At 61.4% G+C, this 16,681-nt stretch carries 15 protein-coding genes; 11 read left to right on the forward strand and 4 right to left on the reverse strand.

Annotated elements, in window-relative coordinates; translation table 11 throughout:
* Nucleotides 1-5 precede the first annotated feature (5 nt).
* The 4 genes from D0B54_RS11210 to D0B54_RS11225 all read left to right on the forward strand — a co-directional run bounded on the left by D0B54_RS11210 (nucleotide 6) and on the right by D0B54_RS11225 (nucleotide 8,846).
* A complete protein-coding gene (locus tag D0B54_RS11210; protein ID WP_117291413.1) occupies nucleotides 6-7,475 on the forward strand; it encodes an NHL domain-containing protein in 7,470 nt (2,489 codons plus the stop codon).
* Between the two features lie 9 nt (nucleotides 7,476-7,484).
* Entirely contained in the window at nucleotides 7,485-7,955 is a 471-nt protein-coding gene (locus D0B54_RS11215) for an ankyrin repeat domain-containing protein (RefSeq protein WP_117291414.1), read from the forward strand.
* Nucleotides 7,956-8,150: 195 nt separating this feature from the next.
* Nucleotides 8,151-8,381, forward strand: a complete 231-nt coding sequence (locus D0B54_RS11220; protein ID WP_117291415.1) for a hypothetical protein — start codon at nucleotides 8,151-8,153, stop codon at nucleotides 8,379-8,381.
* 141 nt (nucleotides 8,382-8,522) lie between these two features.
* Complete coding sequence (locus D0B54_RS11225) at nucleotides 8,523-8,846, forward strand: hypothetical protein (protein ID WP_205527328.1); 324 nt, start codon at nucleotides 8,523-8,525, stop codon at nucleotides 8,844-8,846.
* 668 nt (nucleotides 8,847-9,514) lie between these two features.
* On the opposite strand, the gene D0B54_RS11230 is transcribed toward D0B54_RS11225, so the two are convergent.
* The 3 genes from D0B54_RS11230 to D0B54_RS11240 are packed head-to-tail and all read right to left on the reverse strand — an operon-like array spanning nucleotide 9,515 to nucleotide 10,610.
* Nucleotides 9,515-9,781: a BolA family protein gene (locus tag D0B54_RS11230; RefSeq protein WP_117291416.1), complete on the reverse strand. Its 267-nt coding sequence runs from the start codon at nucleotides 9,779-9,781 to the stop codon at nucleotides 9,515-9,517.
* A complete protein-coding gene (locus D0B54_RS11235) occupies nucleotides 9,778-10,077 on the reverse strand; it encodes a YciI family protein (RefSeq protein ID WP_117291417.1) in 300 nt (99 codons plus the stop codon). The genes D0B54_RS11230 and D0B54_RS11235 overlap by 4 nt, the downstream gene beginning before the upstream one ends.
* Nucleotides 10,077-10,610 (reverse strand): inner membrane-spanning protein YciB, encoded by a 534-nt coding sequence (locus tag D0B54_RS11240; RefSeq protein ID WP_117291418.1) that lies wholly within the window; start codon nucleotides 10,608-10,610, stop codon nucleotides 10,077-10,079. The genes D0B54_RS11235 and D0B54_RS11240 overlap by 1 nt, the downstream gene beginning before the upstream one ends.
* A 121-nt stretch (nucleotides 10,611-10,731) precedes the next feature.
* Here D0B54_RS11240 and D0B54_RS11245 point away from each other — a divergent pair, with 121 nt between their 5' ends.
* From D0B54_RS11245 to scpB, 5 genes are read left to right on the forward strand one after another with little or no spacing between them, the layout of a single operon-like run.
* A complete protein-coding gene (locus tag D0B54_RS11245) occupies nucleotides 10,732-11,358 on the forward strand; it encodes an L-threonylcarbamoyladenylate synthase (protein ID WP_117291419.1) in 627 nt (208 codons plus the stop codon).
* A gap of 52 nt (nucleotides 11,359-11,410) precedes the next feature.
* Entirely contained in the window at nucleotides 11,411-12,097 is a 687-nt protein-coding gene (locus tag D0B54_RS11250) for a site-2 protease family protein (protein ID WP_117291420.1), read from the forward strand.
* A 4-nt stretch (nucleotides 12,098-12,101) separates the two neighbouring features.
* Nucleotides 12,102-13,103, forward strand: coding sequence for a tryptophan--tRNA ligase (trpS, locus tag D0B54_RS11255; protein ID WP_117291421.1), 1,002 nt, complete (start codon nucleotides 12,102-12,104; stop codon nucleotides 13,101-13,103).
* Nucleotides 13,100-13,996, forward strand: a complete 897-nt coding sequence (locus D0B54_RS11260; RefSeq protein ID WP_117291422.1) for a segregation and condensation protein A — start codon at nucleotides 13,100-13,102, stop codon at nucleotides 13,994-13,996. Before trpS ends, D0B54_RS11260 begins: the two co-directional genes overlap by 4 nt.
* On the forward strand, nucleotides 13,993-14,877 hold the full coding sequence (gene scpB / locus D0B54_RS11265; RefSeq protein ID WP_117291423.1) for an SMC-Scp complex subunit ScpB: 885 nt from the start codon (nucleotides 13,993-13,995) through the stop codon (nucleotides 14,875-14,877). The genes D0B54_RS11260 and scpB overlap by 4 nt, the downstream gene beginning before the upstream one ends.
* On the opposite strand, the gene D0B54_RS24260 is transcribed toward scpB, so the two are convergent.
* Complete coding sequence (locus tag D0B54_RS24260; RefSeq protein WP_162932348.1) at nucleotides 14,789-15,211, reverse strand: hypothetical protein; 423 nt, start codon at nucleotides 15,209-15,211, stop codon at nucleotides 14,789-14,791. The genes scpB and D0B54_RS24260 overlap by 89 nt on opposite strands.
* On the opposite strand from D0B54_RS24260, the gene D0B54_RS11270 reads away from it, so the two are divergent.
* Nucleotides 15,165-16,178: a pseudouridine synthase gene (locus tag D0B54_RS11270; RefSeq protein ID WP_205527329.1), complete on the forward strand. Its 1,014-nt coding sequence runs from the start codon at nucleotides 15,165-15,167 to the stop codon at nucleotides 16,176-16,178. The two genes, D0B54_RS24260 and D0B54_RS11270, sit on opposite strands and share 47 nt — an antisense overlap.
* A gap of 92 nt (nucleotides 16,179-16,270) precedes the next feature.
* Nucleotides 16,271-16,651: a nuclear transport factor 2 family protein gene (locus D0B54_RS11275; protein ID WP_117291424.1), complete on the forward strand. Its 381-nt coding sequence runs from the start codon at nucleotides 16,271-16,273 to the stop codon at nucleotides 16,649-16,651.
* The last annotated feature ends 30 nt before the right edge of the window (nucleotides 16,652-16,681 follow it).

Raw genomic sequence — 16,681 nt, forward strand, 5'->3', positions numbered from 1 at the left:
ATTTCATGGGGTCGCGATTCGCTTTCGGCAAGGCGTTCTTCTTGGCGCTTGCCATGTGTATGACTACTCAGTCCCACGCTCAATCCGAGGGGGAAGCCCTCTGGATCGGTGAAAAGACGGCACTAGTTAAGCTTGATCCGGCCACGGGACAGCGGTTGGCTCGACTTACGCAGTTGACGGATGTGCGCGCAGCCGCGATCGACGAGCGCGGTGGAGTCATGTGGGTCTATTCCAGTCATCGGTTACTCCGACTCGGATTGGATGGCGCAGTCCAGAAGACGATTGCCTTGCCTCAGATCAGCGGCATGCTGACCTTGCCGTTTCCCTTGCTGCCGCCCCTGGTGCAAGAAGACCTGCAGTGCTCTGGAGAGGGGGCGATTCCGGCGCTCGCCCCCGATTCGCCGTCGTTCCCGATGCCCGCGTTGGCGGTCGAGCCGGTGGACGGCGCCGTGTGGCTGGCTGTGGCCAATCGCCTGTTCAAGTTCGACTTCGCGGGTCAGAAACTCGCCGAGGTCACTCTCGATGGTGTGGCGGTGGATGTTGCTTATGATCGCCAGCAGAATCGCACCTGGGTTGCTCAGTGCCGCAAACTCAAGGCGTTCGATGCAAGCGGCCAGGTGGTTGCCACATTGCCCGTGCTGGCTACCGGAGAGAGGATGCCGCTGCGAGCCATCGACTATGACCCCACGTCGAACGAGCTTTGGGTTGCTCTGAGCAAGCGGTTGCGCCGCTACTCGGCGGATGGCAGCCGCACCCTGGACGTCGCCCGCGGTAGTCTGCGTAGTGTTCGTGCCGATCAGCAGGGAGGCGCCTGGGTCGCGGACGGAACCACTCTTCAGCACGTCAGCGCAGCGGGTGCTGTGGCTGCCAGTGTCACTCCCTTTCCAGGCCTGTTGCCGAAGTACATCAGCAGCCTTGCAATCGACCTGAGCAGAGGTGGTGTCTGGGTTCTGGCCAAGGATACTTTGCGATACGTTGATTCCGCCGGAACGCTGCAGTTCAACGTCACTGCGGCAACCATAGGAGCTGGATTTCTCCCGCAGCTATACGCTGTCGCGCCGATGGGTGATCTGATTCCACCCGACCTGTCGATCACTTCGCCGCTTGCCGAAGCGCAAGTGGCCACGCGCAAGCCGCTGGTGGTCCTGCAGTACGTTGATCTTGGATCGGGGGTTGATCCAAGTTCCATAGAAATCAGCGCCAACGGCGTTGCGAATGCGGTTGCATGTACTCATGCGGCAGGAGGAAGCACCTGCACCCTGGCCCAACTGCCGGCGGATGGCACGGCCGCAGTGGCGGCAAGTGTTGCAGACATGGCGGGAAATCGTTCTGAAACTGCCACCGTTACTTTCACGGTGGACACCGTTCCTCCGCCCCTGCCCAATGACTCAGGCATTGCCATGAGTCCCTCCGTTGGCGGAAACACGACGGTCACGGGCGGAGCGGGTGCGGTTGAGGGCGGGATCAATGTCGTCGTCACAAATGTACGTACCGGGCAGCGCTTCACCGTCCGAGCAAACGCGGACGGCAGCTTCTCTCTGGTGGTCCAGGCCGCGCCAGACGATGTACTGAAGATAGTTTCCGAAGATGCGGCCGGTAATCGCAGTGGCCAGCTTGAACGAACCGTTGCGGGCGTCAGCCCGCCGCCCGATCCTTCAACGGTGGCACCTCCGCTGGTCGAAAATGGCAGCACGCCCTTTGCGTCCACGGTGGATTTCTTGTACACCGGTGGCAGCCCGATCCAGACCGGTGTCGCCAGTGCCACTATCTACCCGGATCGTGTCGCGGTCTTGCGGGGACAGGTACGTACGCGAGCCGGAGCCGCACTTTCGGGCGTGGTCGTCAAGGTGCTCAATCACCCGGAGTTCGGCCAGACCCTGACGCGAACAGATGGTGTCTTCGATCTGGCGGTCAATGGTGGAGCAACGCTGACACTGGACTATCAGAAGAATGGATACCTGCCGCTGCAGCGCCAGGTCAGCCCGGGTTGGAAGTCCTACAAGTGGGCAGACGACGTCGTGATGATCGGTTTCGATCCGCAGGTGACCGAGATCAATCTGGCTGACCAGTCACAGTCGTTCCAGGTCGCAAGAAGCAGTGTGACAAACGACGCTTCAGGATCTCGCCAAGCGACGATGCTCTTCCCATCCGGGATGACAGCGCAGATGGAGCTGCCGAACGGCCAGCAGCAGGCTCTGACGCAAATGAATGTCCGGGCCACGGAGTACACGGTCGGTTCCAATGGCTCTCAGGCCATGCCTGGCAATCTGCCCCGGACATCCGGGTACACCTATGCTGCGGAGTTGAGTGTCGATCAGGCCGTTGCCGCGGGCGCCACCACGGTGCGCTTCAGCAAGCCGGTCATCGTCTACATCGACAATTTCCTGAATTTCCCCGCCGGACAGACCGTTCCTGTTGGCTACTACGATCGTCAGGCCGGTGTTTGGCGTGCGAGCGAGAATGGAAAGGTAGTCAAGATCATCGGCACTCAGTCCGGCAGGGCAGTGCTCGACGTGACCGGAAATGGCCAAGCCGCTACCCAGGCTGCATTGGATGCCCTGGGTATCACGCAGCCGGAACTCCAGCAGCTGGCACAGCTCTACTCGGTCGGGAAAAGCATGTGGCGCAGCCCGATCTCCCATTTCACGCCGGATGACTGGAATTGGCCATATGGACCGCCGATGGACGCCAGGAAGCCGCCACGTGAGTCACCCGATAAAAGCGACAAGCACGAGCCCAAGGACTCTGATGAGGAATGCGATAAGAGCGGGTGTGTCATCAGTGCGCAAACCCGGTCGCTCAAAGAGCACCTGCCTATTCCCGGAACCGCGTTGTCCTTGACCTACGGCAGCGACAGGGTTCCGGGATACGCCAAGAACTCCATGCGCATTCGCCTCACTGACGGTGCCGCACAGCCGGCCAGCCTAAAGTCCATAAGCGTTGAGATCGAGATTGCAGGCAGGAAATATGTCACGAACTATCCGGGAGCCCCAAACCTGTTTCACAACTTCACCTGGACTGGATATGACGGGTATCACCGCAAGCAATTCGGAACCCACGACGCCAAGGTAAAGCTCGTTCACCATTATCCTTGCCAGTATTACGCGACCCTCGCGGGAGTCCAGAATGCCTGGGCTACCATCGGAGATGCTGATGCAATCCTTGGCGTCCGGAATGACGGCTGCGACTCAGCCGACGTATTCGTTGAATGGGCGGTTTCCATGGAGTCTCCGTTCAAATTCAAGGCTCAGCAGAGTGTGGGAACTTGGTCGCTCAACCCGCATCACGCGTATGAGCCTAGCCGCGGTAGCCTTCACTTCGGTGATGGCCGGCGTTCGCAACTCGCAGCCCACATAGAAACAGTGGCGGGCGGTGGTGCGTTCCGACCTTCCTATGGTGATGGAGGCCCCGCAACTGATGCTCATCTGGTGCGTCCTGGCGACGTGGTAGCCGGACCTGATGGCAGCCTCTACATAACTGATATGGATGCGGGCTCAGTTCGCAAGGTGAACCGAAACGGCATCATTACCAGGTTCGCGGGCATGGGCCAGAACGGATGGAGGAATACTAACGACGACGGTGGCCTCGCAACGCAGGCCTATCTGCACACCCCGTTCGGGGTCGACGTGGACGCAGCGGGTAACGTCTATATCGCGGATACCTACAACGCGCTCATTCGGAAAGTGAGTCCCAGTGGAATCATTACCACCATTGCGGGCACCGGGGCGCCAGGGTTTTCTGGTGATGGCGGCCCCGCGACAGCAGCAGAACTAACCTCGCCCCAAGCTGTGGCAATCGATGCCATGGGAAATATCTATGTTGCCGACACATATGCGCATCGTGTTCGAAAGATTGATTCAGACGGAATCATCACAACGGTGGCGGGTACCGGCGAGCGTGGTCGGTTCGGAAACGGTGGGCCCGCAACAGAAGCACAACTCGACAAACCGGATGACATAGCTGTCGATGCTGCAGGCAATCTGTATATTGCCGAAGCTCTCTATAGAGTTCGTCGGGTTCGTCCGGATGGCATTATTGAGGCAGTAGCGGGGACCGATCAGTCGGAATTCTCTGGCGACGGTGGGCTGGCAACTATCGCAGGTCTAAATTTCCCCTATGGCATTGATGTGGATGCGATAGGAAACATCTACATCGCCGATTGTGCCAATGCTCGAGTGCGGAAAATTGACGTCAGGGGAATCATTTCCACTGTTGCCGGTAAGGATCCCGGTGGTTTTTCCGGTGACGGCGGACTGCCCACCGCCGCAGACATGGGCTGTGTCTTCGGAATCAGCGTGGATGCCGCTGGCAATATCTATACGGCCGAAACCGGCAATCAACGCGTCCGCAAGATTACCTCCGAAAGCTTCATCGGATTCCCCGCGGATGCTGAATCCGTCAACGTTCCGTCGTCTGACGGATCGGAAGTCTACGTCTTCAACAAATACGGATTCCATCAAAGGACACTGAATGCCTACACGGGGGCAATCCTGTTGTCCTTTGGGTACGATGCCGAAAACCGGCTGCTGACACTGACGGATGCTGACGGCAACGTCACTACCATTGAGCGTGATGGCAGGGGTGAAGCTACAGCTATCGTTGCGCCGGATGGACAGCGCACTACCGTGACTGTGGACGGAAATGGCGACCTCGCATCGCTGACCTATCCCAATGGCAGCAGCTGGTCCATGGACTATGACGGTGCAGGTTTGCTGACTCGCTTCGAGACGCCGAATGGGCATGCGAATGCCTACGCATATGATGGCGACGGCCGCCTCAACAGCGATGTGGCCCCGAATGAAGGTGGGTGGCAGCTCGCACGGGAAAGCCTGGGTGATAGCGGCTATCGCACCACCATGACCAGCGGAGAGGGGCGTGTTTCAAGCTTCACCGTACAACTCGATGCACTCAATGCCCGCGTATATACGGACAAGGGTCCGGACGGTCTCGCGAGCATGCGCCGGTATCTTGCAGACGTGACAACCGTTGAAGAACCCGATGGCACTGTCACCACTGCTAGGGAGGGCCCAGATCCGCGATTCCAGCTGTTCTCGCCGCTGATCACGGACCGCAGTATCGCCACTCCGTCGGGCTTGATGCGGCAGCAGACCTTGCAGCGTACCGTTCAGCTCCAGAATCCTGCTGACTCCTTGAGTCTGATCAGTCAAACCGACCTGATCGGGGTCAACGGCCGCCAGTCCTCCCAGAGCTTCGATGCTGCCACCAACCGGTGGACGGGGACTTCCGCTGGCGGGCGTTCCCTGATCCAGGATGTCGATGAGCAAGGGCGAGCGTTGCTGGTGCAGGGTGGCGGTCTGGCTCCAATTCACTACAGTTACGACACTCGCGGCCGTCTCAGCGACATGGTTGTAGGCAACGGGGCAGCGGCGCGGGCATGGAGCTTCACCTACTATGGCGACGATGCTGGGGCGCAGGCTGGCCGGCTCGCCTCCGCTACCGATCCGGCGGAGCGAACCACAAGCTTTGAGTACGACGCTGCGGGGCGCCTGACAGCAGAGGTTTTGCCCGGCAACCGGCGTGTCGAGTACGGGCATGATCCCAACGGCAACCTGACGGCGCTCAAGCCGCCGGGCAGTGAACTGCATGCCTATGAGTATGACAACGTCGATCAGGTAGATGGATACCTGCCGCCTGAGGTGGATGAAGACGAGATAGCGACTCGCTACCACTACAATCGCGACAAGCAGCTGACCTCGATCGTGCGGCCTGACGGCGAGCTGTATGAACTCAGCTACGATGGCAGTGGCAGGCTGCAATCGCTTAGCACTGCGCCAGGTGCGATTGTCTACTCCTACCATCCGGTGACTGGGCAGCTCAGCAACATGCAGTCGCCGGGCGGAACGCTTAGCTACACCTACGATGGCTTTCTGCCGACGAGTGAATCCATCAGTGGTCTGTTCAGTGCCACGGTTTCGCGTAGCTACGACAACAATTTCTGGCTGCGCAGTCTGAGCGTCAATGGCGAAGCGGTATCTTTCGACTACGACGCTGATGGGCTGCTAATCCAGGCAGGCGAAATGACCCTGACTCCAGACGCACAGAACGGGCTATTGCGAGCCACCGCGCTGGGAGATTTGCATACGAGCCAGAGCTTTAACGTCTTCGGCGAGTTGGAAGATCAGCAGGCCAGCTATGACGGCGATGCGCTCTATTCAGCTCACTACGTTCGCGATGAACTCGGCCGTATCGCCGAGAAACAGGAATCCGTCCAGGGCGAGCAAGTCAACTATGGCTATGCGTACGACACACCGGGCCGACTCGTCCAGGTAACGATCAATGGCGCTATCGCCCGGACCTATGTCTATGATGACAACGGTAACCGCCGCTGGGCCAATGCAACTGAGGGGACCTACGACGCCCAAGACCGACTACTGACCTACGGGGCCGTGAGCTACAGCCACAATGCCAACGGCGAGCGCAAGACCAGAACCGAGGGCGTTGCAACCACGCGCTATGACTACGATGCCCTGGGAAATCTATGGCGAGTTGAGTTGCCAGGAGACGTGGTGATTGACTACCGCGTGGACGGCCGAAATCGGCGTATTGCCAAGAAGGTGAACGGCACTACGGTGCAAGGGTTTGTCTATCAGGATCAACTCAATCCGATTGCGGAACTGGATGGCAGTGGCAACGTCGTCGCACGCTTTGTGTACGCGGATAAGGGCAATGTGCCGAGCTATATGGTCAAGGGTGGGCAAGCATACAGAATCATTAGCGACCAGCTAGGTAGTCCCAGGATTGTCGTTGACGCCAACACTGGCGAGGTGGTTCAGAGAATGGACTACGACGAATTCGGGGGGGTAACGCAGGACACAAATCCCGGCTTCCAGCCGTTCGGATTTGCCGGCGGACTCCACGATCAACACACACAACTATTGAGGTTCGGCGCGCGTGATTATGATCCCGAAACTGCCCGATGGACCGCAAAAGACCCTATAGGTTTTGGAGGCGGCGATTCGAATCTTTACGCATACGTCGGAGGGGATTCAGTTAACTACGTGGATCCATTTGGGCTTGAGATAGCTATCGTTGTTAATGGCCCCACATCGGGAAATCCGTTTGGACACGCGGCTATTGCCGTCACCGGCGCTGGTGTTTATAGCTTTGGTAACGACACCAATCTAGGGTCGTCTTTAACTGACTATCTTGAGCGCCAAGCACCCCTTCGAGATACTGAAATTAGGATAATCCCTACCACCACGGAGCAGGAGCGAGAGACCCTCGACTACTTAAAGAAATTCTCCGATAGGAACGGCGTTGGCTACTTCGATAACTGCGCAGTCAGAACTGGCGATGCGTTACGTGCAGCAGATATTCCTGTCAGAGATCCGCTGGCCACCTCATCCTTTCCAGAAGGGATTCGCAGGGCAATGAATAATTTGCCTGGGATAACCGTGAATATTCCGCGAAACGGGAGCGTTCCTGCGAATTTATCTAGCTTCAATCCAAAGTAGTCGATAGGAATGAAAAAATTTCCGCGTCTTTTTGCAATTTATTTGATACTAGGATTCTCTTTTTGGGGATGTTCCTCGGATGCAAATAGAACACTCGTTACCGCCTCAGGCGATGGAGACGTGGAAAAAATTCAGGAACTTTTGCGGAATGGTGCCGATGTAAATTTTCACTTGTTCGATTCTGGCATTACTCCTCTTATGGCGGCATCAAAAAGAGGGAACATAGCCGCGATTGAAGCGCTTCTTGTAGCAGGCGCAGATATAAACGCCACGGACCATGACGTGGGTACGGCATTGTATTGGGCTGCATTTGAAGGACAGCTGGAATCAATGAACATTCTGCTCAAACGCGGCGCGAGGTTAAGGTGTAAAAAAGAGTCAACGCTATATTTGTTGAAAATTATCCGTGCAAAGGGACGGGACGATGTGCTGCGGCTAGTGTTAGCGCATCTGAGGAAAGAGTGTCCAGAACAAAAGTAGTGAGAAAATTCATATCCCCTCACTAGTTTTTTGGTGCCGAGGCTGGCGCTCAGCGATCCTGAATCAGCCCGACTAGGGCGGGTCTTTGACCCGCCGGTCGCGACTCTTGAAATGCTGACAGCATGATCAACCGAGGGCATCTAGCGCATAGCGAAACGGCGCCATTCCCGCGTATAGGCATGGGATGAGAGGAACATGAATAGAGACACTTATCGCAGAGCGGTGTTTCATTACATGCGAGTTGCAAGCATGGTGATGGGTGTCATCTGCGTCTTGTTCTGTTTTCTCGCGATCTACGACGTTGCATTCAATGGGCGAAAATGGGGATATCCAATCTGGACGTTGCTGGTTCTCTTGGGCTTCATAGCTATCCTCTGGATTGTGCATAAACTGGCCAAAGATGAGTTGGCGAAGAATGGCCTGTGAAAGCGCGTAGGTTGGACTGCCCAAAGCTCGTAGGTTGGACTGAGCACAGCGATGTCCAACAATCCGACCATTGCACGTTGGACATCGCTGCGCTCAGTCCAACCTACATGAGCTGCCTGTGTCAAAAACAGCGAAGATTACGTGGGCGAACTAGATAAGATGATTCGGGATCATGCACTTTGCAGGCTTGCAGAGATATTCAAAGTTCCCTTGGAGAGCCTGCGCCCCTTCCATCGCTTTGATGTCGATCTTAAGTCAAGCTTTGTCTCTGACTTTCGGAGAAATGAACTCGACAAGGTCAGTGATGATATTCACGATGTTGCGGATAAGCACATCATGAAGGAGTTTGCTTCTGATAAAACAGTTATTGGAACCGTTGAAGACTACTGCAACCATATGATCCGGTGCGGCAAACTAAACCCTAAGGAGGTGGAAAGGCTTCTCGGGGTAAAAATAGAAAATTAAAAGGGCCAAGTGCTCAAGGCGGATGGGATGGAATGACTGAAGGTGCGTGTGGCTGCACACATAGAGGTATGACGCGCTTTTGGATAGTTGCAAACTACTTGTTTGGTGCTCTGCTACTAATTGGAGCAATCGTAATTGCATGGACGATGGCAACTCGCGGTGTCTTTACTGGCTTTGGCGTCGCGTGTGTAAGCATCCTCACAATACTTGCCATAGGTCACATCAGATTTAATCGTTGGGCTGCATGTGCTTCAGCCATTCTTGCGTGGGGCGCATGTTTTTTGGCGACGGTATACTTATACGGGGAATACGAGCAGCGCCTTCTTCCTCCTTTTGAAGAACGGCTCTTTCACTTTGCAGGGGTTCTAGCTCTGGCAGTGTTGCTAACTGCTAACTACAAAGCGTTGCGAAATGGACGTGCCGCATAGAGGATTACGTCATCCCGTGTTCCGTAGTGTTTAAAACTAGAAACGGACCACTTCGGGGTACTTCATCTGACTTCAAATCTAGCCCGGACTAGTCGCAGGGAGATTTACAGAAACCCTCTCCCGCCCTCTGGGCACCCTCTCCCGCAGGCGGGAGAGGGGACTATTGCAGCGAACTTCCAGCTCGGGACACCAGTCATGGGAGGACAGGATCGCGACTTGCGTCGCTCCCACGGGTGAGGCTCAGGCTTCGCTGGGAGTTCGCGCGCTGATGGCCAGCGCGTGGATATCCGTCTGCATCATCTCGCCCAGCGCGGCGTAGACCTGGCGGTGGCGCGCGACGTGCCCCTGGCCTTCGAAGGCGGCGGACACGATCTTGACGCGGAAGTGTCCGCGGCCGGTGGCGGCGCCGGCGTGGCCGGCATGCAGGTGGCTTTCGTCTTCCACCGCCAGTTCCACCGGTGCGAAGGCCTGCAGCAGGCAGTCGCGGATGCGTTCGACGCGGTTCATGGCAGGGCCTGTACGAAGGGCGTGACTTCCACGCGCTCGTAGACGCCGGCGGCGAGGTAGGGGTCGGCCTCGGCCCAGGCCTTGGCGGCTTCGAGGCTGGGGAATTCGGCGACGATCAGGCTGCCGTGGAAGCCGGCCTGCGGCGCGTCGGCGGCGTCGGCCCTGGGGCGTGGGCCGGCCAGCACCAGGCGGCCTTCGGCGACCAGCAGCTTGATGCGCTCGACGTGCGCCGGGCGCGTGGCCAGGCGGCCGGCGAGGCTGTCGGGCACGTCCACGCCCCAGATTGCGTAGAGCATCACTTCTGCTCCTGCAGGTAAGGCGACAGGAAGGGTGCATGCGCCAGCATGAACACGAACATCAGGATCAGGGTGCCCGGAAATTTGAACAGCATCCAGGTGTCGTAGCTGAAGGTCTTTGCCACCCAGATATTGAGTGCGGCGCTGAATGCGAAGTAGACCACCCAGGCAACGTTGACCTTGCGCCAGACCGGATCGGGCAGGGCGAAGGACTTTTCGCCCATGCGCTGCAGCAGCACCTTGTCGCCGACCAGATGGCTGCCGGCCAGGGCCAGGGCGAAGATGCCGTAGACCAGGGTGGGCTTGTACTGGATGAAGGTGGCGTTGCGCAGGTACAGCGTCAGCCCGCCCAGCGCCAGTGCAATCAGCGCTGTCACGAAATGCGCCTTGTGCAGGCGTTTCTCGGTGAACCCGTAGTACGCCACCAGCAGGAACAGGGAGACGATCAGCGCGATGGTGGCGGCGTAGACGTCGAACAGGAAATAGGCGCCGAGGAAGACCAGCGCAGGCAGGGAGTCGAGCAGGAATTTCATGCGCGCATTGTAAGCCGCTTGCTGCAGGATGGTGTCATTGGATGATCGGTGCGTCCCTCGATACGCACGCTTCGCGGGCTACTCGGGATGAACGGTTCGCTGATTGCATTAAGATGACCGGATGACTGCCCAATGGCTCGAGCTGCACCCCCAGAATCCCCAGAAGCGCTTGCTCACGCAGGCCGCCGAGCGGCTGCGCGAGGGCGCGGTGATCGCCTGGCCTACCGACTCCTGCTATGCCCTGGGTTGTCACCTGGACGACCGCGAGGCGGCCGAGCGCCTGCGCCGCATCCGCGACTTCGACCGCCACCACCAGTTCACCCTGGTCTGCCGCGACCTGTCGGAGATCGCGACCTATGCCCGCGTCGACAACCAGCAGTTCCGCCTGCTCAAGTCGCTGACACCGGGGCCCTATACCTTCATCCTGGAAGCGACCAAGGAACTGCCCAAGCGCATCGCCCACGAGAAGCGCAAGACCGTGGGCATCCGCGTGCCGGAGCACGTGGTGGCCCAGGCCCTGCTGGAGACCCTGGGCGAGCCGCTGATCTCCTGCACCCTGCAGTTCCCGGACGAGGACGGCCCGGTGAGCGACCCCCAGGACTTCCGCCAGCGGCTGATGCGCGAGGTGGACCTGGTGCTGGACGCCGGCAACTGCGGCACCGAGCCGACCACCGTGCTGGACCTCAGCGGCGGCGGGGTGCAGCTGATGCGCCAGGGCAAGGGCGATACCTCCCGCCTGGGGCTCTGAAAGAGCCTTCTGAGCGCCGGTTCACCGGCCTCCATCCCGTATAATCGGGCTCATGCCAGTCGATTCCAGCCTGGTCCAGACCATCGCCATCTGGGCCCTCCCGGTTTTATTCGCGATCACGCTGCACGAGGTGGCCCACGGGCTGGCCGCGCGGCGCCTGGGTGACCCCACGGCCGCGAGCCAGGGACGGCTGAGCCTGAACCCGCTGCGCCATGTCGATCCGGTGGGTACGGTGGTGGTGCCGATCGTGCTGCTGGTGCTGAGCAAGCTGGCCGGCGGCGGCTTCCTGTTCGGCTGGGCCAAGCCCGTTCCGGTGGACTACCGTCGCCTGCGCCATCCGCATCGCGACATGGCGCTGGTGGCCGCTGCGGGGCCGCTGGCCAATCTGCTCATGGCCATCGGCTGGGGGCTGCTGCTGAAGCTGGCGCTGACGATGGGCAGCGACGAGGGCCTGTGGCTGGGCCTGCGCTACATGTCGGTGGCCGGTGTCACCGTGAACCTGGTGCTGATGGTCCTGAACCTGATCCCCCTGCCGCCGCTGGACGGCGGCCGGGTACTCACCGGCCTGCTGCCGCTGCCGCTGGCGGTGCGCTATGCCAAGCTGGAACCCTATGGCCTGCTGATCGTCGTCGGCCTGCTTGCGACCGGCCTGCTGTCGAAGATCATGTACTGGCCCCTGTTCATCTCCGAGAGCCTGCTCTACACGTTGCTGGGCCTCAACCCGTCCTTGCTCTACTAGAACCGTGACTGCCTCCCGATCCATCGTTCTCTCCGGCATCCAGCCTTCCGGCCGCCTGACGCTCGGCAACTATCTCGGCGCCCTGAAGAACTGGGTGACGCTGTCGGATGCCTGGGACTGCTACTACATGCTGGTGGACCTGCACGCGATCACCGTGCGGCAGGACCCGAAGGTGCTGCGCGAGCGCTGCCAGGAGTTCCTGGCGCTGTACATCGCCTGCGGCCTGGACCCGGCGAAGAACACGCTGTTCGTGCAGAGCCACGTGCCGGCGCATGCGCGCCTGGGCTGGATCCTCAACTGCTACACGCAGATGGGCGAGCTCAACCGCATGACGCAGTTCAAGGACAAGTCGGCCAAGCATGCCGACAACATCAACGCCGGCCTGTTCGACTACCCGGTGCTGATGGCGGCCGACATCCTGCTGTACCAGGCCAAGGCCGTGCCGGTGGGCGACGACCAGAAGCAGCACCTGGAACTGACGCGCGACGTCGCGATGCGCTTCAACAATCTCTACGGCAACGTCTTCACCGTGCCTGAGCCGATGATCCCGCCGGTGGGCGCGCGCATCATGGGCCTGCAGGAGCCGACGGCGAAGATGAGCAAGTCCGGCGACGCCGAGACCGACGCGATCTACCTGCTCGACGGCCCCGACGTGATCACGCGCAAGATCAAGCGCGCCGTGACCGACCTGGGCAGCGAGATCCGCCATGACATTGCCGAGAAGCCCGGCGTGTCCAACCTGATGTCGATCCTCTCCGCGATCCGCGGCGAGTCCTTCGCCGACATCGAGGCGCGCTACGTCGGCAAGGGCTACGGCCATTTCAAGACCGAGGTCGCCGAAGCGGTGGTGGAATGCCTCAGGCCGGTGCAGGAGCGCTATGCCGCCGTGCGCGAGGACACCGAGGGCCTGCGCCAGGTGCTGCGCGCCGGCGCCGAGGCCGCTTCGGCCCGTGCGGACGCCACCCTGAAGAACGTGCATGACGTGCTGGGGTTCATCCCCGAATGAACGAGACCGAAACCCCTGTCGCCGAGGAAACCAGCGTCGTTGCGGTTGCCGACGCGCTGAGGATGCCGAAGATCCATGGCCAGTCCATGGACAAGTTGCCTGAGGATCTGTACATCCCGCCGGATGCGCTCGAAGTGTTCCTCGACGCCTTCGAAGGCCCGCTGGATCTCTTGCTGTACCTGATCCGGCGCCAGAACCTCAACATCCTCGATATCCCGGTACTGCAGATCACGAAGCAGTACGTGCAGTACATCAGCCTGATGCGCGAGATGAAGCTGGAGCTCGCCGCGGAGTACCTGGTGATGGCGGCGCTGCTGGCCGAGATCAAGTCGCGCATCCTGCTGCCGCGTCCGCCGCCGGATGAGGTGGAGGAGGAGGGCGACCCGCGCATGGAGCTGGTGCGCCGCCTGCAGGAGTACGAGCGCTACAAGAGCGCCGGCGAGAGCCTGGAGAAGATGCCGCGCGTCGGCCGCGACCTGTTCATGGCGCAGGCACGCCCCGAGGTGATCCCGCAGATCGCGCGGCTGCCGATGCCGACGCTGCGCGAGCTGCTGATGTCCTTCCGTGACGTGATGGAACGGGCCAAGCTGTTCACCCACCACCACATCTCGCGCGAGCCGCTGTCGGTGCGCGAGCGCATGTCGCACATCCTGTCGCTGGTGCAGGGCGGCCCGCGCCGGCTGGAAGACCTGGTGGACCCGGAAGAGGGCCGCCTCGGCGTGGTGGTCTGTTTCCTCGCGATCCTGGAGCTGACCAAGTCGGCGCTGCTGGACGTGGTGCAGGAATCTGCGTTCGCGCCGCTGATGGTGCAGACCGCCAAGGCCCGTCCCTGGCTGGAAGACGAAGAAGATGAACAGGCGGACGGCGCAGCCGCCGCCGGGGAAGACGCATGAACCAAGAAATCACCGAAATCCAGACCGCCGAACCGGAACAGCCGGGCCTGCTCGCCAGCGAGCCCGTGACGCAGCTGGTCAACATCCTCGAGTCGCTGCTGCTGGCCTCCGAATTGCCGCTGTCGCTGGAACAGCTGCACCGCCTGCTGGGCCCCGAGCTGGGCGTCGGCAAGAAGGAAATCCGCGCCGGGCTCGACGCCCTGACGCAGGCCCTGGAAGGCCGCGCCACGGAGCTGTCGGAAGTCGCCAGCGGCTTCCGCATCCAGGTGCGCCCGAGCTATGCCGAGTGGGTCAGCCGGCTGTGGCAGGAGAAGCCGCCGCGCATGTCGCGTGCGCTGCTCGAGACGCTGGCGATCATCTGCTACCGCCAGCCGGTGACGCGCGGCGAGGTGGAAGAGATCCGCGGCGTGGCGTTGTCGCCCAACATCATCCGCACCCTGCTGGAGCGCGGCTGGATCCGCGAGCTGGGCGTCAAGGAAGTGCCGGGCCGCCCTTCGCTGTTCGGCACCACGCACCAGATGCTGGACGATCTCAACATCAAGTCGCTGGACGACCTGCCGTCGCTGCCCGAGATCAAGGACCCGGCGCAGCTCGAAGCGGCGCTGGCGCGCCTGGGCGAGGGCCTGCCCGGAGCGGTCGCCGCGCTGGCGGGGCCGGAGGCGGAAGCGGAAGGCGAGGCTGAAGCAGAAGCCGGGGTTGCGGCTGAAGCCGCGGAGCCGGTCGACGTGGAGGCGGAGGCTGGCGAAGAGCCGGTGGCTGCAGACGCTGATGCTGAGACCGGGACTGACCCCGCTACAGATGCCGCCGCGGATGCCGAAGAGCCGGATGCTCTGGGCGACGAGCCGCCCACCGAAGCTTCCGACGAACCGAGCCTCCATTGAAGACCCCCCCCAGAGCGCCGCGCAAGCCATCGTCGAGGACCTCCTCGACGTTCTCGAAGTCCTCGTCCCGTTCATCGGACTCCAGGACCTCGGAGAAGTCGTCGGCGCGATCGGCGTCGCGGCCGTCCTCGGCACGGCCTGCTTCGAAGTCGTCGTTCTCGAAGCCGTCGTCTTCAAGGCCGTCCTCCTCGCGGCCGCCGTCTTCGAAGCCGCCGGTGCGGGCGCCGCGCTCGGCGCCGAAACCGGCTGCGCGGGCCGCTGCCGACGGATCCACCCGGTCGCCGGCAGTGACGACGCCTGCCGCGCCGTCGGCACCCGGTGCGGGCGAGCGCATCCAGAAAGCCCTGGCCACCGCCGGCGTCGCCTCGCGTCGCGAGATCGAGTCGATGATCGCCGAGGGTCGCATCCACGTGAACGGCCAGCCGGCCAAGGCCGGCCAGCCGGTGTCGCCGGGCGACCGCATCACGCTCGACGGCAAGCCCCTGCGCCTGTCCAGCAAGGTGGAACCGCCGCGCGTGCTGCTGTTCAAGAAGCGCGCCGGCGAGATGGTGACGCGTGACGATCCCGAAGGCCGCCGCACGGTGTTCCGCAAATTGCCCGAGCTGGACAGCGGCCGCTGGATCGCCGTGGGCCGTCTCGACATCAACACCTCCGGCCTGCTGCTGCTGACCAACCATGGCGAGCTGGCGCGGCGCCTGACCCACCCCAGCTTCGAGGTGCCGCGGCGCTACGCGGTGCGTGTGCTGGGCGAGATCACTCCTGAAGTGCTGCAGCGCCTGCGCACCGGCGTGACGCTGGAGGACGGCGAAGCCCATTTCGAATCGATCGCTCCCGGCGTCAACGAGGACGGCCACAGCGCCAACCAGTGGTACGAGGTGATGCTGCGCGAGGGGCGCAACCGCGAGGTGCGGCGCCTGTTCGAATCGCAGAAGCTGCAGGTCAGCCGCCTGATCCGCGTCAGCTACGGCCCGCTGGAACTGGGCCGCGGCATCCGCAGCGGCGGCTATCGCGAGGCCACGCCGGAAGAACTGCTGGCGCTGATGTCGGCCGTGGGCCTGGAAGCCGAGGCGGTGGTGGCCAAGCCCAAGTCCGACCGCAAGCGGCGCATCGACGAGGACGATGACTCCGAGGTGCCGTTCCAGGCCAAGAAGCTGACGCGCCATGCCGGCAAGAGCGCGCGTCCCTGGGAGTCGCAGCCCTCCGCGCGCACGCCCCGTTCCGGCGGCACCAAGAAGATCGCCCCGTCGAACAAGGGTGGTGTTTCGCGGAAGCCGGGTGGTTCGAAGAAGGGCGGGCGCTAGTTGTTTCCCGTAGGAGCGGCTGTCAGCCGCTCCTGCAAAAGCCCTCCAGCCGCGGCGCATACTCCGGTGCACCTTTTTCGCCGGAGCCTGCCATGCCCAGCACCGAAACCCTCGAGCGCTTCATCGCCCGCGTCGAAGACAACGCGCATCCGGAGGCGATCGAGGAGTTCTACGCGCCGCACGCGACCATGCGTGAGAACCAGTCGGCGCCGCGCGTCGGCCGCGGTACGCTGGTGAGCAATGAGCGTGGCGTGATGGCGCGGGCGCAGTCGGTGCGCTCGCAGTGCGTCCGCCCGGTGCTGGCCAGTGGCGAGCACGTGGCGATCCGCTGGATCTTCGATTTCCATTGGCGCGACGGCAGCCACAGCCACATCGAGGAAGTGACCTGGCAGCGCTGGGAAGGCGAGCAGATCGCCGAGGAAACCTTCTTCTACGATCCGGCGCAGATGCGGCCGGTGAAGCGGCCGGCCTGATTCGCAAGGGACCGCGATCGCCGTCCCCTG

It is taken from the genome of Solimonas sp. K1W22B-7 (assembly GCF_003428335.1).
Classification (GTDB): domain Bacteria; phylum Pseudomonadota; class Gammaproteobacteria; order Nevskiales; family Nevskiaceae; genus Solimonas_A.